We start from the raw sequence: 21598 nt of genomic DNA, 5'->3' as shown, positions 1-21598 counted from the left end.
ATCCCTTCTGCCGCAGAACCAATCAAAATAGGGCGTTCAAGTACTTTACATGTTAAACTTTGTCTTTTTTGGATTTTATCTTGTTGTATATATATGAATATGTTAACTTTATATAGGGAAAAACAGATTTTTGAAATTAGGGGATTCGGAAAGATGAAGGATGAAAACTTAAGCTTTTTGTATGAGGAGATTGAGCGGCTGCGCGAAAGCATGCATGAAACAGCCAAAAGAAACGGACTGTTTCATGAGGAGACAGTCCGGATCAGCCAAATCTTGGACTATCTCATTGTGCAATATCAGAGGCGTATCTATCACATTCCATTTGATTCGTAAAGGCAGCCTGCATCCTGCAGCTGCCTTTTGTATTTACGAAAAGCTGTCCAGCAGCATTCGCAGCACAGCAATCCCCCGGCGCGGCATATGGCCGCATGTGACAGCAGCCAGCTCCAGTTCCGGGACAAGCAAAACGTACTGTCCCCCATAGCCCAGCGCAAAATAGGTGTGAAAACGCACATCGAAGGCTTCCTTGCGAAGGACCCACCAGTGATACCCATAAGACCCGATATGGCGGTAGGTCGTATAGTGCGGCTGCCATGCTTCCGCAATCCAATTCGCAGACAGCAGTTGCGTTCCTTCCCATTGCCCACCGTGCAGATACAGCAAACCCAGCTTCAGGAGATCCTCCGCCCGCAGCTGCAGGTGAAACCCGCCGATCGGAATGCCCTGCGGGTCTGTCCCCCATTTATACTCCCTAATGCCCATTGGATGGAACAGATGCTGCTCGGCAAAAGCAGCCGTGGACATGCCGGTTGCTTGCTGGAGTACAGCGCTTAATAGATGCGAAGAACCGGAGTTGTAGTTCATCCGTGTGCCCGGCTTGTCAGCAAGCGGCTGGCGGAGAATGTATTGGATCCAATCCGCCGACTTTGTCAGCTCTGACGGGTACGTGACGCCCCGGCCAAATTCCGGCCAACGCTCCCCGGTTGTCATGGTCAGCAGATGATATAGGGTGAGCTGCTGCTTTTCAGGAGGGAGCGGAAAAAAGAAACGAAGCGGTGTATGCACACCGGAAATGGCCCCTTGGTCCATGGCCATCCCGATTAATGTTGCCATAACGCTTTTGGTGATGGAATTCAGCTTGAAGAGACGGGACCGGTCTCCCTCCTCGCGATAATAATCCAGTGTGGTCTGTCCCCGTTGATGCACCAGCAAAGCGTGCAGCTTCTCCCGTTGCAAGCGGCGTTGCAAGGCCGTTATGTTCATCTAATCCCTCCCTCCATAGCTTACCCATACATAAAAAAGAGCGGAAGCATCCGCTCTTACATTTGCATGGCTGAGAACTGCGCTTGCACCAGCCGGTAGTATTCCCCTTGCTGCCGGAGCAGCTCTTCATGACTCCCCTGTTCGAGCAACCGCCCCTGCTGCAGGACAAAGATACGATCTGCATCTCTGATAGTGGACAAGCGGTGGGCAATGATGATGGCGGTTCTGCCTTGCAGCAGCGTACGCAAGGCTTGTTGAATCTGCTGCTCTGTCTCGGTATCGATGCTGGCCGTGGCTTCATCCAGGATGATGATGCGCGGGTCGGCCAGCAGCGCCCGGGCGAAGGACAGCAGCTGCCGTTCCCCGACGGAGAGGATATTGCCGCGCTCCTCCACCTCTGTGTGATATCCGTTTTTCAGCTTATGGATGAAGCTGTCGGCTCCCACTGTCCGGGCTGCTTTCATCACCTCTTCATCCGTTGCATCCGGACGTCCGAAGCGGATATTCTCCATAATCGTGCCGGAGAAGATAAACGTATCCTGCAGGACGATGCTGATGCGCGAACGCAGGCTTTCTACCGTTACATCCTTTACGTCCCGCCCGTCAATCCGGATGGTGCCGTCCGTCACATCATAAAAACGGGTGATCAGGTTCGCGATGGAGGTTTTGCCGGAGCCTGTATGTCCAACCAAAGCCGCAGTTTGCCCCTGTTGGATGGTGAGCGAAAGATCGTCAAGCGCCGTGCGCGTCCCATCATAGGAAAACGTAACATGGTCAAATTCGATGTGGCCCTGAATATCCGGCAAGGCAATGGCGTTCTCGCTGTTGGCCACAAGCGGCTTCTCATCGAGAAACTCGAAAATCCGTTCAGAAGAAGCCATGCCGATCAGCAGCTGATTGTATACCTGCCCGAGGCGGGAAATCGGCTCCCAGAACATACCAAGATAAAAAGCAAAAGAAACAAATACACCGAGCGTCAGCCTCTCGTCTTGGATCAATACTGCCCCGAACCAGATCAGGATGACGGTGCCGATTGTATTGGACAGCTCTACAAACGGGCGGAATATCGCATTTTTTTGCGTGGCGTTGCGCCAGCTCTCATAGTTTTCCTGATTGATGCCATCAAAAAACAGCATGTTTTCCTGCTCTTGCGTGAAGGATTGGGTGATGCGGATGCCCTGAATGCTCTCATTCAGATGTGAATTCAGCTTCGCCTGCTTCATCCGTACCAGCTGCCAGGCCAAACGGATCTTCTTCCGCAGGCTGGTGGAGATCAAAAACATGAGAGGCAGTACGAGAATGATCGCCACCGTCAGCGACGGGCTCAAGGTGAATAGAATGAACACAATCCCGACCAGCAGCAGCAGATCCATCAGCAAATTGATGACACCGCTTGTGAACAGCTCCTGCAGGGAATTGATATCATTCATAATCCGCACCAGAATGGACCCGGCGGAGCGGGACTCGAAGAAACGGTGCGACAATCTTTGTATATGGCGGAATAGATGCTTGCGCAGGTCGTAAATAATATTTTGTCCCAGTTGATTCATATACCGGATGCGGAAGGAGTTTGCAAGATAAGAGACAAGATACAGAATGCCAATGACAATCACCAGCTGCGTCAGCAGCGCTCCATCCTTGTTCCGCACCGCATAGTCCAGCGTATATTTTCCGATTAAAATCGGAGTCACGAGCCGGATGATGGTCGTGATGGTGACCATAAGGAAAGCAGCCGGAAGCAGGCTTTTTCGATAGGGCTTAATATAGCCAAGCAGACGCATCATCTGTTTCCAGTTGAACGGCATATCAATCACGGCATCTGTTTTATAGTAAAAGCGGTCTAAAATATGTTGTTTTTCCTGCTTCAATACAATCCCTCCTTCGCTTCTATTGCCTGGTCGCGGTACTGCAGATCAAAAATCCGTTTGTATGCTCCCCTAAGCGCCAGCAGCTCCTCGTGTGTTCCCCGCTCCACAATACGGCCTTCGTCAAACACCAAAATTTCATCCGCATGACGCAGGGAGGAAATACGGTGGGCGATGATGAAGGTGGTCCGGTCCTGCATCACTTCGCGCAGAGCAAGCTGGATGCGGTGCTCGGTTTCCATGTCCACCGCACTCGTAGCATCGTCGAGCACAAGGATGCTTGGATCCAGCAGAAGCGCCCGGGCAATGGCCAAGCGTTGCTTTTGCCCGCCTGACAAGCCGAGGCCGCGTTCACCAAGCATGGTGTTGTAGCCGTCCGGCAGCGCCATAATAAAGTCATGTGCCTGGGCCCGCTTTGCAGCTTCAATGATTTTCCGCATCGGAATGTCGGGACGCCCATAAGCAATATTCGCTTTAATCGTGGTCGAAAACAGGAACGTTTCCTGCAGCACAAAGCCGATATGATAGCGGAGCTGCTCCAGGGAATAGCGGGAGATGTCCTGATCGTCAATCAGGATTTGGCCGGAAGTTGGCTCGTAAAAGCGGGTAATCAGCTGCGTCAAGCTTGTTTTGCCGGAGCCTGTTGCCCCGATCAAGCCAATGATATGCCCCTGTTCCGCCTGAAACGACACGGACTCCAGCGCTGCTTTGTTCTCGCCGGGATATATCAGCGTTACGTCCCGGAATGCAACGCTTCCGCGCAGCCGTTGTCCCTTATGGTTTACCTTGTGAACCTTTTCCTGTTCATCCAAAATCTCCAGCAGGCGCTCGCCGGATGCCTTCGCCTGGGAAAACATATTCATCACAAACCCGAGGTTCATGATTGGCCAAATCAAGTACGCAGTCAGGCTGAAGAAAGCAACCAGTTCTCCCGGCAGCAGCTCTCCCTGCATCACCAGCCAGCCTCCGTAGGCCAGAAGGATCACTGTGGACACGTTGCCGATCAACTCCATAAGCGGAAAGTATTTCGCCCAAAGCAGCGAGGTTTCCATATTCCGTTCCCTGTAGTCGTGGTTGGAATCGTTGAACTTTCCGGTTTGGAAGCTTTCGCGGGACAGTGCCTTTACCGTTGTGATGCCGCTTAGGTTTTCCTGCACATTTGTATTCAGTTTCCCAAAGGATGTACGGATGTTCCGGAAAGCCGGGTGAATCCGCTTGTCAAACTGATAGACAGATGCACACAAAAAGGGCAGAATGGCCATGACCGCAAACGTCAGCGGGGCGGAATAGAAAAACATGACAGAAAAGCTTGCAACAATTAGGACAAGCAGGCGGAGAAATTCCGAAAAGCCAAAAGACAGGAAGAACCGGAAGCCTTCTACATCCGAGGTCAAACGGGACATCAAATCGCCTGTTTTGGCATTGTCATAGTAGGAAAACGGCAGAAATTGCAGCTTGCGGTACAGCTCGTTGCGCAAAGTGTAGACAGAGCGGATGCCAAACATGTCGCCGACATACTGCTGGAAATAGGTAGCCGCGGCTTTAATCAGCATCAGGCCGGCGAACAGAGACAGCATATACGGCACAAAATGATACTCGGCTTTTGTAATGATGGTATCAATCGTATACTGCAGCACAATGGGGTAAATCACCGTAATACAGGTCGCCAAAAACATGCAAAGGAGCGACCACCAGAAGTATGCTTGGTAAGGAAGATAAAACTGCTTTAGCTTTTTAAAGGTTTCCATACAATCTCCTCTCTTTGAAAAGATAAAAAAAGACACATTTCTAAATATATCCTAATTAGAGCCCGATTTCCATATGTTTTTTAGAAAATTCTAAACAATTAAAAGGAAATCGGGGGTGCCGAGTCCTGTTTAACCGGAGCCTGTCTCCTCGCTCAGAGAAGACCATGCTGCACCAATGACAGCCGCAGTCCGCTTTCCCAGAAAGGAATTTCCGATTTACACCGAATATGGATGGCGATGCAACAAGAATAGGAGGTGGCTGCTGTGCTTTTTCACTATCATTTTTGGACTCCATATGTCGAGGAAACGGAATTGTTTTATATAAGAAATGGATTTCGTGTATCGCAGCGCATTGGAAAATACAATGGGGAATTTCAGCTGTTCAATCCTCCTCTCACGTGAGAGAATTTTCGTGAAAAAAAGATTCTGTTCCGGATCATAGAGGTGAAAAAAGGGGCCGTAAACCTTACCTTTGGGCTTGGAAAGAAAACGATGCTCGATTATATTGGATTTCTTGTGTCGGAAGAAGAAAAGAACACAATATGTGAAAACGCCGAAAGGATGCGTTGGAAGGTTGAACAAAGCGAACGCAGAACATTCATCGCAACACCCTATCGTTTTCGGACAGAACTCCAAACCGTATGGGATGCCATAGACTCTTTGGAAGAGGGAACAACACTGGAGAGGATTACAGTCACAACAAGAACAGAGGGATTGGACAAGAATTTGGTTCAACTGTTCGGCCAAGCGCTCCCCTCCTTCATTTCTGGAGCTGATACTGAATTGTAAGCAATAAGAAGAAGAAACCGGGCAGATCAAACTCTCCCCGGTTTCTTCTTCTTATTGCAAAATGCCTTCAATTTGCGCCCAAACTTCTGCAGGCAGCTCCAGGCCGGAAGCTCTGCAGTTCAGTTCAATCTGCTCGGGCTTTGTTGCTCCGACAAGGGCACTTGCCACGTTTGGCTGGCGCAGTACCCATGCCAATGCCAGCTCTGTCAGTGTTACACCAAGAGACGCAGCAACCTGCTCAAGCTGTTCGACTTTTCCGGCCACACCTTGAGACAACGTCTGCTTCACCCAATGGTTGACGGACTCATTTGCCGCGCGGCTGTCAGCCGGGATCTGGCCGCCCTTGTATTTCCCTGTCAGCACACCTTGTGCCAATGGGGAGAATACAACCTGAGAGATGCCATTTTTTTTCGATACGGAGAGAATATCTGTTTCGATGTAGCGCTGGAACATGTTATACTGCGGCTGGTTGACTACAATACGGTCAAGGAGATACTTGTCCGCTGTTGCGACCGCTTCTTGAATTTGCGCAGCTGTCCATTCGCTTACACCCGCATACAGGATTTTACCCTGACGGATCAGATCATCAATCGTGCGCAGCGTTTCGTCTACCGGTGTTTCCGGATCATAGCGGTGGCAGTAAAACACATCCACATAATCCAGGTTCATGCGTTTCAGGCTCCCATGCACCTGTTCAAACACATGCTTACGGGACAGGCCGCGGTCATTTGGCCCCTCGCCCATCGGCCAGAAGGCTTTCGTTGTGATCACGTACGACTCGCGCGGGAATTCCTTCAGCGCTGCTGCCAGCACGCGCTCTCCTTCGCCGCGTTCGTAAACGTTTGCAGAATCAAAGAAGTTCACGCCAAGCTCATATGCCTTATGTACCGTTTGCACCGCGAGATTTTCATCCACGGTCTTTCCGTATGTCAGCCAGCTGCCGAGGCTGATTTCACTTACCTTGAGGCCGGAGCGGCCCAGACGACGATATTTCATAACGTTCTCCTCCAATTGGGAAAAATATGTACATATTCAATGTATAACATGGTGAAGGAACTGTAAAGAAACTCAGCTTCCAAACTATACATATACAAACGCGCCAGGCATAGCCTGACGCGCATAGGGTGGGTGTCAATCTTACATGCTTGCAGTCTGCAGCTGGCCATTCTCTGCATAGACGCGTACCTTGTGGACTGCGCCTTCCAGCAGCAAGTCAGCGATTACATCTTCTACCTTCTCTTGGATGACACGGCGCAGCGGACGTGCGCCGAAGGCTGGATGGTATCCCATCTCCGCAATGATTTCCTTCGCTCCTTCTTCCACGACAAGCTCGATGTGCTGTTCAGCCAGGTTTCCGCGCAGTTCGGCAAACAGCAGGTCCACAATTCGGACGAGGTCACCGTGCTCCAAGTGGTTGAACGGAATGATGGCATCAAAGCGGTTCAGAAATTCCGGCTTGAAATAAGCTGTGAGGGAATCCAGGAGGCTGCTTTGCTCCTGTTCTGCAGAGACGCCAAAGCCGACTGTTTTCTTCTTTTCCGCCACTCCGGCGTTGCTTGTCATGATAATAATCGTATCCTTAAAGCTTACGGTGCGTCCCTGGCTGTCTGTCAGACGGCCGTCCTCCAGAATTTGCAGGAACATATGCTGTACATCCGGATGTGCTTTTTCCACTTCATCCAGCAAAAGGAGGCTGTACGGATTGCGGCGCACTTTTTCCGTAAGTTGCCCCGCTTCCTCGTGGCCGACGTAGCCCGGAGGAGAACCGATCAGCTTGGAAACGGAATGCTTCTCCATATATTCACTCATGTCCAGGCGAATCATGGCTTCGCGGTCTCCAAACACTTCCTCGGCCAATGTCTTGGCGAGCTCTGTCTTACCCACGCCTGTCGGACCGGCGAACAGGAAGGAGGCAGTTGGTCTCGTTTTGGACTTCAGGCCGGCGCGGCCGCGGCGGACAGCTTTGGCCACCTTTTCTACCGCTTGGGCCTGGCCGATCACCTTTTCCGCAAGGCGCTGCTGCAGGTTCTGCAGGTTTTGCTGCTCCTGCTGCTGCAGCTTGCTGACCGGAATGCCGGTTTTCTCCTCAATTATGCTCTCAATATCCTGCACAGAAACATGCGCTGCAGGCACTTCCTTCTCCAATTGCTCCAAGAGTGTTTTCTCTTTATCACGCAGCTGGGCTGCTGTTTCATATTGCTCCGCCGCGGTTGCTGCCGCCTTTTCTGCCTGGATGCGCTTCAGCTTTGCCTGTAGCTCTCCCGGCTCTTGCTGGCTTGCGCGCAGATTTACCTTGGAGCCGGCTTCATCCAACAGGTCAATCGCTTTGTCCGGCAGATAACGGTCCTGAATATAGCGGTGTGACAGGGTGACACAAGCACGAACCACTTCATCCGGAATTTGCACACCATGATAGGCCTCGTAGTGCGCCTTCAGCCCCTGCAAAATTTGCACAGCTTCGTCTACAGATGGTTCCTGCACCAAGACCGGCTGGAAGCGGCGTTCAAGTGCAGCATCCTTCTCAATGATGCGGTATTCCTTTAGTGTTGTGGCGCCAATCACCTGCAGATCGCCGCGGGCCAATGCCGGCTTCAGAATGTTGCCTGCATCCATGGAGCCTTGTGCAGAGCCTGCGCCAACGATGGTATGAATTTCATCAATGAATAGGATGATGTTCTCATGCTGCTGCAGTTCTTCCAACAGGTCCTTCATCCGCTGCTCAAACTGGCCGCGGATGCCGGTATCAGAGACAAGAGAGGCAACATCCAGCACATAAATCTCTTTGTTTGCCAGCTTTGCCGGCACCTTGCCTTCCACAATGCGAAGTGCAAAGCCTTCCGCAATGGCTGTCTTGCCGACACCAGGCTCCCCGATCAGTACAGGATTATTTTTATTGCGGCGATTTAAAATTTCAATCACACGCTCGATTTCTTTATCACGGCCGATCACCGGATCGATACGGCCTTCCTTGGCTGCATCATTCAGGTTGCGGGCCAATTGGCTGAGCAGCTCCAGCTTCCCATTTCGTTGCTTCTTGACAGGATGCAGCTCTGGTATGTCCGGCTGCTTTTGTCCCTGAAGCATATTGAAAAATCCATGGAACGGCGAGCCGCCCATCGGGAATACGTTTTGTTTTTCTCTCTCATAGCAAGCATGACAGAGATGCTTGTCGACCATCTGTCCGTTCATACGGATATTCAATCGTACAGTTGCTTGCTGTTGTTGGCATGCTTGGCATTTCATATCATGCAACTCCTTTTCCGTAATATTCGTCAAAGTTTGATATTTGACTTTGACTTTCTTTGACCTTATGTAAATCATTCTACTCTTTTTAGAATGATTCTCAAGTGGTAAATTCTTCATGAGAAAGAGCTGCTGTCGATTGCGGACAGCAGCTCTTTCTGTTGTAAATGACACTTCGAATCGGGCTTCAGCTTTCGAGATCACCTGCTGAGCCAAAGAATTCGTAGTGAATATGCTCCTGCGGGACGCCCCACTCCTTCAAGGCTTTGTTGACGGCCTTCATAAACGGCGTAGGACCGCAGAAGTAAAACTGCGCTTGATTGGATGGAAGAGTCTCCTTGAGCCAATCCAATGTGATGTATCCTTCCTTGTCAAAGCGATGTTCTTGGCGATCCTCATCAGTCGGCGTCTGGTAAATCACATAAGAGCGGACATTATCGTGTGTTGCCGCGACATCCTTTACATGCTCACGGAACGCATGCACCTTCCCGTTCATCGCTGCATGGATGTAAGTGACCTTCCGGCTCGGCTGCTTCTCGATGATGGTATTCAGCATACTCATCATCGGCGTAAGGCCGACACCGCCGCTGATGAGCACAACTGGCTCTTCGCTGTTCACGTCCAAATAGAAGTCCCCAGCCGGTGAGGTAATTGGCAGAATGTCCTCCTCCTGATACACGTTATGCAGAGAGGTAGACACAATGCCGGCTGGGTCGCCTTCTTCCAGGGAGTCCTCACGCTTCACACTGATGCGGAAATACTCCAGCCCCGGGCGGTCAGACAGGCTGTACTGTCTGACATGTGTATACTCTTCCTGCGGGAGGTCCACCTTGATGGTAATGTACTGGCCCGGCAGATAGGACGGCAGCCTTGCCCCGTCCTTCGGTTTGAGGTAGAACGAGGTGATAACCTCACTTTCCTGCACTTTCCGGTCAATGACAAAATCCTTGAAGCCCGCCCAGCCGCCCGGCTGATTTTCAGATGTTTTATACAGCACATCCTCCATCCGGATAAAAACATCAGAGATGACCTCATACGCATCCGCCCAGGCATCCAGAATTTCGTCTGTCGCAGCGTCTCCCAGCGTTTCTTTGATGGCTGCAAGCAGATTTTCGCCGACAATTGGATATTGCTCCGGTTTGATCTGCAAACTTCTATGCTTTTGGCCGATCCGTTCAAGCGCCGGCATAATGCCGCTCATATCTTCAATGTGCGCGGCAGCCGCATACACTGCATTTGCCAGCGCCTTGGGTTGATGTCCGGTGCGCTGGTGTGTTTGATTGAATACATTGCGCAGCTCCGGGTGATTTTCGAACATGCGTTGATAAAATCTTGTGGTAATGGCTTCTCCATGCTCGAGTACAATGGGCAGTGTCGCTTTTACGACCTCCAGCTTTTTGGGATCCAGCTTTTTAATGGTGTGAATCACATCTTCCCATACATACTTCTTGTTGTTTTCCATTCTTCTCACCAGCATCCTTTTCATGAAATAAATTCCAAAGGTTAATATGCACTCTCCAATGGACTTTATACACGGGCAGGCTGCATGAATCACCCTCCCAGTTGGGATGCTAGTTCTATAGCAATCAGAAGAGGAGTTTTCCTATGTACACCTATAATCTCTATGATGCCGATGCCTCCTTTGGCATCAACAAGTCCTATCATATTCAATGCGACATCCCGCCGCACCGCTTCCGCTCGATTATGATGGAGTTTCGCCGAAATGAGTCTGTCGGCAGCCAGATCAGCGCGTTCATTCAATTTATGCAGCAGGAATTTGGCGACAGCTTCCGTCTGTTTGAGTATGATGACATCGTCCAATTTGATGCCGACCAGGAAAACAGCATGATTCTTGCCAATCTGCTCAGTCAAACGGACAACCATGTATAAACAAAAAGCCGGCACATTGCCGGCTTTTGACATAACGCGTTTTGTTACAGCCCTGGATGCTCGTGCTTTGCCTTCAGGCGCAGCCATCTGCGTTCGACCTCTTGCTCGAAGCCGCCCAGCAGCTCTGCATGTTCTTCCTGCAGCAGATGCCTCGTTTTGCCCATCCACTTCAGCCAGTCGCTGAGCGGAATCCGCTTGTTCTTCTCTTCCGGATTGTAGGTGATGGTTGTCACGCCGCGCTCCACCTCATACAGCGGGAAGAAGCAGGACTCTACAGCAGCTTTCATAATGGTTTCTCCGTAGCGGTCTTCAGACTTCCAGTTCAGCGGGCACGTGATGAGAAGCTTGCCGTATACGGTGCCTACATGCTGTGCGTACCACTGCGCTTTCGCCGCCTTCTTCACCAAATCCTGCGGGAATGCTTCGGTCGCGGTGAACACATACGGGATATTGGTTGCCGCCATGATTTGCGCTGTGTCTTTATGATGAAATGCCTTGCCGTGCTGCTCCTTGCCGATGGAGGAGGTGCTGGTCATATGGCCGATCGGTGTGGAGTACGACATTTGCGAGCCGGTGTTCATGTAGCCCTCATTGTCATATTCGAGCATGATGAGCTTATGGTTCCGCAGTGCGGTCCCGATGGCGGATCCCATGCCGATATCCATGCCGCCGTCACCTGTCACCATGACGAAGGTCGCATCATCAGATACGCTGATTTCTCCGCGGCGCTTCATTTCCAGGAAAGCCTCCACTGTTCCGGAGAGCGTAGCCGGACCGTTTTGGAACAGGTTGTGAATCATGGTTTGCTTGTGGGAGCTGTACGGATACGCCGTTGTGACGACATAAGCGCAGCCTGTTTGGAACAAAACGACGATATCGCCTTCAATGCCTTTAAAGAACAGCTCAAGCCCGGAGAAGATGCCGCAGCCCGGGCAGGCACCATGCCCGGCAGCCAGGCGCTTCGGCTTTTCCGTCAGTGCCCGCAGCGGCGGAATTTTCACCTGCAGCTTGTTCTTCCCGGCATCCTCGGTAACCTGGATGAGCCCTGTTTTATAGGTATCCCCATGATGCGGTTCAAGCACCGGCACCTGCCGTTTTTCTTCTGTGCCCGGTGTGATGCCATAGTAGTCAAACGGCTTTTCTGCGTAGCCGAGTTCCGCGGCCTCCAACGCCAGACGGAAGAATTCTTCTGCATCATCCGGATAGAAGTCCTTGCCGCCGAGCCCAAATACACGGCTGAGGACAATCGTCGCGTTTAGCGGATCAGCCTGCAAGGCTGCTTTTACCTCCTGCGTCATGTTTGCCCCATGTGCGCCGTAGGAATCTGCACGTTCCCCCACTAAAACAGCTTTCACACCGCGCAGTGCCTCACGGATTTGTGCAGCCGGAAACGGACGAATCATATTTGGGCGGACCACTCCGGCTTTGATGCCCTGCCGGCGAAGCTGATCTACAACATCCTTTGCGGATTCTGCCGCCGAGTTCAGCAGGAACAGGGCGACCTCCGCATCCTCCATGCCATATAAATCAAGCATCGGGTAAGAGCGGCTGGACAGCTCCTCATACTCCTTTGCCACTTCCTCAAACACACCGGCTGCTTTGTACATGGCTTCTGATTGCTGATAGTGGTTGTTCAGCAAATCATGGCCGTCCATGTGTGCCCCGATGGTAACCGGATTGGCAAGGTCGGAAGCGGTTGGATAGTCTGTCGGACGCCCCCCCACAAATTCCTGCACCGCGCGGCGGTCCTTGAAGGACAGCACCTTGCGCTTTTGGTGGGAGGTGAAGAAGCCGTCATACGCCACAATAACCGGAAGGCGGACATCGCTGTGCTCTGCAATCTTCAGCGCCATAATGTTCATATCATAAACAGCCTGCGGTGTGCTGGCCGTCAAAATTACCCAGCCTGTATTGAGGGCAAAATATAAATCCGAATGATCGCCGCGAATGTCAAGCGGGCCGCTGATGGAGCGTGTCACCAGATTCATGACCATCGGGAAACGGGTCCCGGATTGTACGGGCAGCTGCTCGAGCATATACATGAGACCGTTTGCGCTCGTTGCGTTGAACACGCGTGCCCCGGCTGCCGCCGCACCGTAGCAAATCCCCGCGGAGCCATGTTCGCCGTCAGCTGGAATCAGCTTCATGTCATGCAGACCGCGCGCCTTCATCATATCAAGGTATTGTGCAATTTCTGTGGACGGAGTGATCGGGAAGTATCCCATAATATGATAGTTGATTTGGGCTGCAGCCTTAGCTGACATTTCGTTTCCGGATTCAAAGGAAACGACCTGCTCAGCCGTCTGCACTTCCATATTTTTCAAGTCACGTTCTAGCAGCATCAGAGTGCACCTCCTGCGTAAGGAAAATTATGGGCAACACGGTTGTCTTGGGCAAAGCCCCGTTCTTCAAAGAGCTCCGTCAAGGCGGACGTCGGGCAAGCCTCAATACATTTCAGGCATCCTTTGCAATACTGATAATCAATGCCTTGTAAGAACATCTGCTTGCGGCCGCGCTTATCCTCTCCCGCTTCCCATACGAAGCAAAGATCCGGGCATACGGTATCGCAGGCAGCGCAATGGATGCAAGCCGCCGCATCCAGTTGCGGCAGAAACCCTTGCCGGGAGCCGCTCATATCCTTCAGGACACTGTTTCCGTTTGCTGTAATGACGCCGCCGATTGTTTGCGTTTCGTAGCCGAGTTGGGGCTGCGGCCGCGTGAAGGCTTTTCCTGCCGCTTCTGCCGGCACTTCATATGTACGAAGCTGCACCTCTTCATACCCCCGGTTGAAGGTGCGGAGATTTGGTTCCACGAGATGCGGATATTTTTTTTCAAAGGTACGACGGATTACATCCCGCATCGCTTCCGGATCCAGAAAATCGCAAATGCGGAACAGAGCACCAAGCATTGCAGTGTTGACCTTTGTTTTTTCCTCTACGGCAATGCCAAGTGCATCAACAGTTGCAACTGTACCATAAGAGATATGCAGGTCTTCCTTAATGTCGGCAAAATCCCGTTTCGTGTTGACAAGCACGATGCCATCCGGCTGCAGGCCGCTTACAACATCCACCATTTTATACAGCGCTTCATGAAAGACGCCGATGACGTGCGGCTGTTCAATGGGACTGTGGTCACGGATCTCAACCTCCGGCTCGCAAAAGCGGACAAAGCTTTTCACCGGAGATCCTTTCTTTTCAGAGCCGTAGGAAGAAAAGTTGGACCCGTTCAGCCCCAGCCCGAGTACACCTGCTTCTGCCAGCATCTTTCCAGCCAGATTGGCGCCCAATCCCCCGATGGACTCCAGCCGGATTTCGTAAAATCCAAGGTCATTCTGCTTCGGTAACAATGACATGCCCTCCTTCAGTTGCTGTAGCTATCCCTATTGTAAAAGGAAATAAAGAGAGAAAAGGGTCATAAAAATTGTATTTTTGTGAATTCTTCTCAATCTTCCCTCTATTTCTCTCCATTCTAGCAAGTGAACTTGGGAAAAAGTGTGAGATTCATCATAGAGGGGGCAGAGGTTTTTGTCAAAATCGTGACAATGCAAGAGGCAAATCTGCATGCAGCATAAAAAACCTGACTCCCAATAGGTGCCAGGTTATAAAGCCGTCAGCCGCCGCAGCAGTTCTTCCGTCGTGATGACCTCGGCAAACTCCCGATGCAGGGTAGCGAGCGAAACGTCATGAACTGTGTCAGCAGGATAATATACACCGTTTGGGCCTGTTACGTCAAAGGCAGCCGTTGCATCAGACACGACAAAGGTGTGAAAGCCGAGATTTCCGCTCATCCGTGTTGTCGTGGATATGCAATGCTGCGTTGAAAAGCCAATGATTACCACGCTTTCAATGCTTTGTGCACGAAGCTTTTGCTCCAGGTTTGTGCCGATGAACGCACTGTTTACATTCTTTTGCACGATGTCCTCGTCTGGCTGAAGCCCCATACAATCCATAAAGGCAATGCCCTCCGGCTTTTGATAGTACAGCGGCGATTCCGGCTGCAGGGACAGGTGCTGCACATGGAAAATTGGCAAATTCCGTTGGCGCCAGGCTGCCAATAGAGCGGCAATCTGTCCCTCCGCCTGCGGATTGCTGCGCTTGCCCCAGTACGAATCGTGGAATCCTTGCTGGACATCAATGGTGATAAGTGCTGGCCGGGCTGATAACTGCTTCATCCTGTCTCTTCCCTTCTTATTAGCCTCTCATGCACAGCTCTTGAAAATTGCAACGGCGGCAGGTGGCCTCGTGGATGGTTTGCTCGAAGTCCGCAAGATCAATTGGCTGGTTTTTATTGCTGTCTGCCACATACTTTTGCATTTCCTGCACACTGACGCCCAATACAAGCTGGACATCCCGCACATCCTTGGAGGTCAAGGCATATTCCTGGTGTACGCCGCTCAGCAAATATTCGTTCCGGATGCGAATCTGTTCCAGCGGAATGGCATACTTTTGCTGCACATAAATGGCATACAAGGCAAGCTGATGGCGGTCTTCCATCGTTTCCCGCCCTGTCTTCCAATCCACGATCGTGTAAATGCCGGTCGTGTTGTCCCGGTAGAGGAAATCCAGTACAACCCAGACCTTTACTCCGCTCATATACATAGAACGGAATTTCTCAGCCTCTACAAAATGAAGGGTTTTGGTTTCCAAAATCTCCTGCACGGTGCGGCTTTGCATAAAGTTTCGGACACACGCGGCAAGACGCTCCCGGATTTCTGCCGTTTTCTCCTCGGGCAGGACTCCTTCGTAATACATCTCATGCAGCATATGAATCGATTTTGGATTCTCGCGCCATTGCTCCATTTTATGCTTCGAATCCAGGAAAGACTGATTGAGCCGGCGCCGTACTTCCTGCGTGAGCAATTCCTCGCCCGGCATCGGCAACCCGCGCCGCAGCTGCTGCAGCACTTCTTCAATGACTTGATGGACCGCTTCTCCAAACATCATTTCCACATGCTTCATCTGCTTCAAACGATACGCATGCCGCGATAACGGAGCAGCAGTCGGCTTCCAGCCGAGGTGGGAAGCATAATAGGAATAGGCATACTTCCTGGCGCAATCCATCAGCGTTTTATGCCGGGACAGCGACCAGGAGAACTCCGGGAACGATAGCGGCTGGGGCATGGCTCCACCTCCTCGCACAATGTCTTTTTCTCTATCTTACGCCCTTTTTTTCTTTGTTTCCAGTACACGCAAAAAAAGGATGTTGCACGAACATCCTTTTTTTTGCTGTTCAGTGCTTTTGCTGCTGCAGCTCTTGCATGCATTCCTGAACGAGCGTAACAGCCTGGCTCATGGCGGCCCCGCCGGCAAAGGCTGCGGCTACACCGCACGCCTCCAACACTTCGGTGTCACTGCAGCCCTGGTCTATGCAGCCCTTTGTGTGGTAGATCGTGCAATACTCATCCTGCATGGCCAAGCTGATGCCAAGGGCAATAAGCTGCTTTTCCCGCTTGGAAAGTGCGCCTTCTTGAAAGCAAGCTTCTGTGAATGCATTGTAGGCTTGGGCAATGTCCGGTGCCTTTTTGGTAAACTCGCCGAGTCCTGCTTTGTACTGGTAGAGAGATTGCTCCGTGGAGCTTTGGAATTCACGTTGCATATGTATGTCTCCTTTTCTCGCATATTGGTATAGGGATAGTATGTGTCAAAGCGAAAACCGTACACCTATTATTTTTTAAAACAAGCAGCTAGAGCAAAACGGGCACACGCTTGTGCACCCGTTTTGCTCTAGGAAGCGGCCTTTACTGGAAGCACCACATTGAAGGTCGTTCCCTTATCCACTTCACTTTCAATATAAATTTTGCCATGATGGCTTTCGATGATTTTAAAACTGACCATCAAGCCAAGCCCATTGCCGTTCTTCTTTGTCGTGAAAAACGGTTCGCCAATTTGGTTCAGCTTCTCCTCTGGAATGCCTACTCCTGTATCCTGAACCGAAATCTGCACCTGCTGCCCGACATCCATCATTCTCACATACAGGTCGCCGCCATTCGGCATCGCCTCAATGCCGTTCTTGATCAAATTCAGGAACACTTGCTTCAGCCTGTCTTCATCACATTCCACCTGAATGACATCACAATTGTGGTCAAAGTGAAGGCGAACCTGCCTCTTTCTGGCTTCGAATTCCAGCAGTGACACTACATTTCCAATAATCGGAACAACATTTTGCTCGCGCAGCTGTACAATTTTCGGCTTCGCCAGCACGAGGAACTCTTCCACAATTGAATTGATCCGGTCCGCCTCATCCAAAATAATATTCAAATATTCCTGCCGTTCAGGATTTGTCTCATCCAGCTGCAGAAATTCCGCATATCCTTTCATGGAAGTGAGCGGATTGCGGATTTCATGGGCAATGCCCGCCGCCATTTGTCCCACAGCCGCCAGCTTATCCTGACGCCGCAGCTGTTCTTCTGCTTCCTTCCGCTCCGTGATATCGTTGCGGATGGCCAGGTACTGGTAGGGCTTGCCGCTCTCATCCAGAAACGGCACAATCGTAGTATCCACCCAATAGTGGGTGCCGTCTTTCGCGCGGTTGCGGATTTCTCCCTTCCATACCTTGCCGCTCCCGATGGTTCGCCACATCTGGCGGAAAAATTCCTTTGGGTGGTAGCCGGAGTTCAGAATGCTGTGATTTTGGCCGATGAGTTCCTCACGTGTATACTTAGAAATTTGGCAAAATGTATCGTTTACGGCGGTGATGGTCCCCTGTGTATCCGTAAAGGCGACGATGGAGGATTGGTCGATGGCAAATTTGATGTCGCTCATTTCCCTCAGCGCTGCCCGAAGCTCCTCCTCCGCCTGCTTCCGCTTTGTCACGTCTGTGCGGATGGATACATACTGGTAGGGCCTTCCTGTACGATCTAAGAACGGCACAATCGTGGTATCGACCCAATAGTAGGTGCCGTCCTTCGCGCGGTTGCGGATTTCTCCCTTCCATATCCTGCCGCTCCCGATGGTTCGCCACATCTGGCGGAAAAACTCTTTTGAATGATATTTAGAATTTAAGATGTTGTGATTGCGGCCAATCAGCTCTTCCTCATTGTACCCGGAAATTTCCACAAACTTATCATTCACATACGTAATGGTGCCTTTGGGGTCTGTAATGGCCACGATGCTGGATTCATCCAAGGCTGCGGTAATATCCTTGGCATAGGAATCACTCGCTGCCAGGCGCTTGCTGATGAAGGCGCTCGAGCCAATCAATCCGGCAAGAAGCACAACGGAAATCCCCAACAGCAAATACATAATAAATACTTCGTGCGCCGCCTCGGCCCCGGCATGGACTGCTATGTCACTGAAGGAGGAAGCCCTCATCAAAAGAAAGTGATTCTGTATGATTGCTGCAGTCATAACCAGTGTGCTGACCGGCTTCGTCCATGCCTGCAGCCCATGGTTGGCACACAACAACCAGAAAGCAAAAAAGAAGGCGACGCAAAGAATCAGTGCGGCAACCGCTATAATGGGCCACTGATAGGCTATATGCTGATACATGCCATGTATGCTGATAATATGAATACATAATACTGCCACCATCAACAGCACGCTTGCTGCCGCTTTCGTCTGTCTCGTGCTTGCCTGCCGGCTCATCATCCGAAAGGCAAGAGCAGTGAAGCAAAGCCCTGTCAGAAAAGCCAGAACAAGGATGGGAAAATGATAAGATTGCAGTTCATTCATGTCGATGGCCAACAATCCCAAAAAGCTCATAATCCAGATTCCCATCGTCATGGAAAGGACGCTTCCCCAAAAAAGAAACCTTTTATTTTGCTCAGTAGAGCGCAGAAGGGTGAACAAGTCGGCTGTTGTATAAGAAGCCATGATCGTCAAAATAATGGCCACGAAAATAAACACCGGGTTGACAATTTCCTTCAAGCTATGCACCTTCTTTCAATCAGCTGTATGTCATAATTGTAATAGAAAATTCATTTTTAGGGAAGAAGAGGAAATGCAAACAGAAAAAAGAAGGTGTTTCCCCTATATAAAGAAACACCTTCTTTTTCGGTCATCCCCTCTACTGCGCTTGCATCCGGCTTCGATAAGAATTGCAAAGCATTTCATATTGGCGCAGCCGTACTTCAAACAGCAGCAGGGGCTCTTCGTACAGTTCCGGTTTTGCCTTCATGTCTCCATATGCTTGGCGGCTTTCCTGCAGTCGGAGATGGGTTTCCTCGTTCATGCGCTTGAGCACCCCGATAGGATCACGGAAATATTGCTCCAGCTGCTCTTCCGCCATTCGGGCAAACTGCTCAAACGGCTGCAGCAGCGCGGCAATGGCCTGCTCGACAACAGCTTCATAATCCTCGCCTTCAATGTATTTCTTGTATTGGCTGTACAGCAGCGCATTTCCCTGCCGGCCTCCCAAGAGCTTTCCGGCGCCCTTTAACAACAGCTGTCCAGGCGTCGAGCGCAGCAAAATGTTTATATGCTCTGCCTGCACCTCATAGGGCAAACGGGAAGCCTCCTGCTCCCACCTGCTGAAAATGCCGATATAGGTTTCCAGATTGAGACAATCTTCTCCGCAAAGATTTTGAATGGTTTTTCGCAGCCCTCTTAATATGCTTGTCTGCTCTCTCATGCGCTGGCGCTGCTCTTCAATCCAGTTCTGCATCTGCATCTGCAGTTTGCCTGCGGCTGTCTGCGTGATGTAGAGCTGTACCCGTTCATTCATCGCTTCATTCAGCATCATGTGAACGCTGCGGAAATCACTGTCCGGCTGCAGAAGATTGGCGCAGCCGCGCAAAAGAGCAGGGAGGCGCTTCTTGGCATCACGTTTGACAGCATCGCGGATTTGCTCGAGCGAAGCGCGCAATGCCTGCAGCTGTCCGCGCTCGCACACAGCCAGCTCATTCTCCATTTCCCCCATGCTCAGAAGCAAATCGCCGTTTGTTTTAATGCTGGCATTCATCATCCTTTCGCGTTCCCGCAGCTCTTCTGCCAGTGCATATAAGGTTTTTCGGACAACCGGCAATAAGCTGCGGCTGCGCACCTGCCGGTTGTCCGGCTGCAGCCGATCCGCCGCCTCGCCGATTTGCCGCTTCAAATCGCGGGACTCTTGCATGCACAACAGCTCCTCCGGCACGATCGTCTGTATAAGCTGCAGTTGCCTTGCCAGCTCATCCTCTGTTACAGCTGCTGTGCCGTACAGAAGCACCAGCACCGGCAGTCCGGCATACGTACAAATGTAGCGGAGGCTTGCAGCTGTCTCTCTGCTTACTCCTGCAGCCGCATCAATCGGGAATAGAACACAATCCGCCAAGGAAAGGCAGCTGTTCCATTTCTCCTCTTCCTGCCACCAGTTGGAAGAAGCGATAATAGAGAGATTGTGCTGCTGAAGAAAACGGCTCGGCATCGTCATTTCCACCAGCGCATGGCCGGGCACCTCCAATAGCTCTGCTGCAGAAATATCCCGTATGGCGTCAGGCTCAATTAGCTGGATTCGGGTATGGTCATGCTCTGTACATACAGTAGTACAGTGCGACAGCATGTCCGCTGTCAGCCGGTGCCCCAGCAGCTCCTGCAGGGCCGACCAGCTCGCTTCGCCTGCCAACGCTATATGCAGCTCCTGTTTTTGCAGATAATGCAATTGCCACCGCAAACCTGCTTTGGCGGAGAACTGATTTCGATCCGCCCAGTCCTGAATTTGCTGAAGAATGCAGAAAACCTGTTCCAACAGCACTGCTTCGCCCGCATCAGCATCTTCCCGCAACAGCTGCTGCGCAGCTTCCATCAGCTTGGCGGGAAGCGTGAACGGAAACAGCTCCGACCAGGCAACTACAGCAGCTGCCGCCCGATGCAGGCAGGAAGTCTGCCGTGCGGCAAACAGCCAGTTCTCTAAATAGACCGGCACCAGCGGCTTTAACTCTTGCACTGTGCATAGCCCTGTTAACAGCTCATCAAAGGTCTGCTCAAACAGTGGAAGCAGAGTTGTCCAGTCTCTGCAGGCGCGCACCTCCGCGGAATACAGCACATCCTGAATGGTTTGCAGCCACGCCTTGTAAAACGAACTATTCCTATATCCATCCCAAAGGGCAGCTGTCAAGTCCTGAAACAAAACGGCATTGCTCCGGTACGCAGCGGCCAAAGCCTCTGCAAACATCGCCGGTTTCCAGCTCAATGTATATTTGCTGCGGGCATATTGCTGCAGCGCCTGTACCCAAAGCTCCTGCTCCGTTCTTACAAGCTCGTCCACCGCCAGCAGCACAGCCCGGTGCCAATCCTCCTGCTGTTCATAGAAGTGGCGGGCCAACGCAGTCAGTCCGGGATAATCGGGAGAAAGCCGCACTGCCTGTTCTATCACTTGAAACGCATCTGCTGTGCGGTCCTGCTGTGTGTACAGTTCAAACAATTGCAGAGCAATCTCGATAGCCAACGCTTCCGACTTTGTTTGAATGGACTGATACATCTGTTCGGCATCTCTCAGCAGCTCCAGCTCCATATAAGCATCGCCCATATTTTTTTGCGCCCATGGTCGAAGATGATTTTGAACCTGCTCCCATTTGTAAATCGCAGCCTCGTAATCTCCAAAGCTAAAATATAATTCTCCCTGCGCAAATCGAATGTAAGGCAGTTCCTCCGCATTGCAAGTGGCAGCCATCGCCCCCAACTGCTGTCCCGGCGGCAATGCCGCTGTTCCCAGCATACCTGTGTAATAGGTCTTATCTATCAACCTCTGCTCATATTCCATCTCTCTCACTCACTATCCGGATACTTGTTAATTTCCATTCTAATACAGCGGCTGCCGTAGAATCAAATAAGATTTTGCAAGAATGGATGGGTGTTGTTTTTTAGTATATGAAATTAAAAATCT

The 21598-nt window shown here is 51.2% G+C and carries 16 protein-coding genes; 3 read left to right on the top strand and 13 right to left on the bottom strand.

From position 1 onward, the window contains the following. Nucleotides 1-153 precede the first annotated feature (153 nt). Complete coding sequence (locus NK662_RS19880) at nucleotides 154-333, top strand: aspartyl-phosphate phosphatase Spo0E family protein (protein WP_254760704.1); 180 nt, start codon at nucleotides 154-156, stop codon at nucleotides 331-333. Between the two features lie 33 nt (nucleotides 334-366). Here the strand turns inward: NK662_RS19880 and NK662_RS19875 are convergent, their stop codons facing one another. The 3 genes from NK662_RS19875 to NK662_RS19865 are packed head-to-tail and all read right to left on the bottom strand — an operon-like array spanning nucleotide 367 to nucleotide 4876. Continuing rightward, nucleotides 367-1263 carry a serine hydrolase domain-containing protein gene (locus NK662_RS19875; RefSeq protein WP_254760703.1) on the bottom strand — a complete coding sequence of 299 codons (897 nt, stop codon included), beginning with the start codon at nucleotides 1261-1263 and terminating at the stop codon, nucleotides 367-369. 56 nt (nucleotides 1264-1319) lie between these two features. Beyond that, complete coding sequence (locus NK662_RS19870; RefSeq protein WP_254760702.1) at nucleotides 1320-3131, bottom strand: ABC transporter ATP-binding protein; 1812 nt, start codon at nucleotides 3129-3131, stop codon at nucleotides 1320-1322. Beyond that, entirely contained in the window at nucleotides 3128-4876 is a 1749-nt protein-coding gene (locus NK662_RS19865) for an ABC transporter ATP-binding protein (RefSeq protein WP_254760701.1), read from the bottom strand. Before NK662_RS19865 ends, NK662_RS19870 begins: the two co-directional genes overlap by 4 nt. A gap of 492 nt (nucleotides 4877-5368) precedes the next feature. Here NK662_RS19865 and NK662_RS19860 point away from each other — a divergent pair, with 492 nt between their 5' ends. Next, nucleotides 5369-5665 (top strand): hypothetical protein, encoded by a 297-nt coding sequence (locus tag NK662_RS19860; protein ID WP_254760700.1) that lies wholly within the window; start codon nucleotides 5369-5371, stop codon nucleotides 5663-5665. 51 nt (nucleotides 5666-5716) lie between these two features. On the opposite strand, the gene NK662_RS19855 is transcribed toward NK662_RS19860, so the two are convergent. The 3 genes from NK662_RS19855 to hmpA form a co-directional block, all read right to left on the bottom strand. Continuing rightward, complete coding sequence (locus NK662_RS19855) at nucleotides 5717-6661, bottom strand: aldo/keto reductase family protein (protein ID WP_254760699.1); 945 nt, start codon at nucleotides 6659-6661, stop codon at nucleotides 5717-5719. 141 nt (nucleotides 6662-6802) lie between these two features. Beyond that, a complete protein-coding gene (locus NK662_RS19850) occupies nucleotides 6803-8908 on the bottom strand; it encodes an ATP-dependent Clp protease ATP-binding subunit (RefSeq protein ID WP_254760698.1) in 2106 nt (701 codons plus the stop codon). A 187-nt stretch (nucleotides 8909-9095) separates the two neighbouring features. Continuing rightward, entirely contained in the window at nucleotides 9096-10370 is a 1275-nt protein-coding gene (gene hmpA / locus NK662_RS19845) for an NO-inducible flavohemoprotein (protein WP_254760697.1), read from the bottom strand. Nucleotides 10371-10513: 143 nt separating this feature from the next. On the opposite strand from hmpA, the gene NK662_RS19840 reads away from it, so the two are divergent. Next, the gene (locus tag NK662_RS19840; RefSeq protein ID WP_254760696.1) at nucleotides 10514-10798 is read left to right on the top strand and encodes a hypothetical protein; all 285 of its coding nucleotides are present in this window, start codon (nucleotides 10514-10516) and stop codon (nucleotides 10796-10798) included. Between the two features lie 44 nt (nucleotides 10799-10842). Here the strand turns inward: NK662_RS19840 and NK662_RS19835 are convergent, their stop codons facing one another. The 7 genes from NK662_RS19835 to NK662_RS19805 form a co-directional block, all read right to left on the bottom strand. Continuing rightward, nucleotides 10843-13140, bottom strand: a complete 2298-nt coding sequence (locus tag NK662_RS19835; protein WP_254760695.1) for a thiamine pyrophosphate-dependent enzyme — start codon at nucleotides 13138-13140, stop codon at nucleotides 10843-10845. Further along, entirely contained in the window at nucleotides 13140-14150 is a 1011-nt protein-coding gene (locus NK662_RS19830) for a 2-oxoacid:acceptor oxidoreductase family protein (RefSeq protein ID WP_254760694.1), read from the bottom strand. Before NK662_RS19830 ends, NK662_RS19835 begins: the two co-directional genes overlap by 1 nt. Nucleotides 14151-14396: 246 nt before the next feature. Next, a complete protein-coding gene (locus NK662_RS19825; RefSeq protein ID WP_254760693.1) occupies nucleotides 14397-14969 on the bottom strand; it encodes a cysteine hydrolase family protein in 573 nt (190 codons plus the stop codon). 19 nt (nucleotides 14970-14988) lie between these two features. Continuing rightward, nucleotides 14989-15918 carry a PD-(D/E)XK nuclease family protein gene (locus tag NK662_RS19820; RefSeq protein WP_254760692.1) on the bottom strand — a complete coding sequence of 310 codons (930 nt, stop codon included), beginning with the start codon at nucleotides 15916-15918 and terminating at the stop codon, nucleotides 14989-14991. A gap of 109 nt (nucleotides 15919-16027) precedes the next feature. Next, nucleotides 16028-16393 (bottom strand): carboxymuconolactone decarboxylase family protein, encoded by a 366-nt coding sequence (locus NK662_RS19815; protein ID WP_254760691.1) that lies wholly within the window; start codon nucleotides 16391-16393, stop codon nucleotides 16028-16030. A gap of 128 nt (nucleotides 16394-16521) precedes the next feature. Further along, a complete protein-coding gene (locus NK662_RS19810) occupies nucleotides 16522-18672 on the bottom strand; it encodes a PAS domain S-box protein (protein WP_254760690.1) in 2151 nt (716 codons plus the stop codon). Nucleotides 18673-18802: 130 nt separating this feature from the next. Further along, on the bottom strand, nucleotides 18803-21475 hold the full coding sequence (locus tag NK662_RS19805; protein ID WP_254760689.1) for a tetratricopeptide repeat protein: 2673 nt from the start codon (nucleotides 21473-21475) through the stop codon (nucleotides 18803-18805). Nucleotides 21476-21598: the final 123 nt, after the last annotated feature.

Source organism: Ectobacillus ponti (assembly GCF_024294785.1).
Lineage (GTDB): Bacteria > Bacillota > Bacilli > Bacillales > Bacillaceae_G > Ectobacillus > Ectobacillus ponti.
This window is presented reverse-complemented; position numbering and strand designations above follow the sequence as displayed.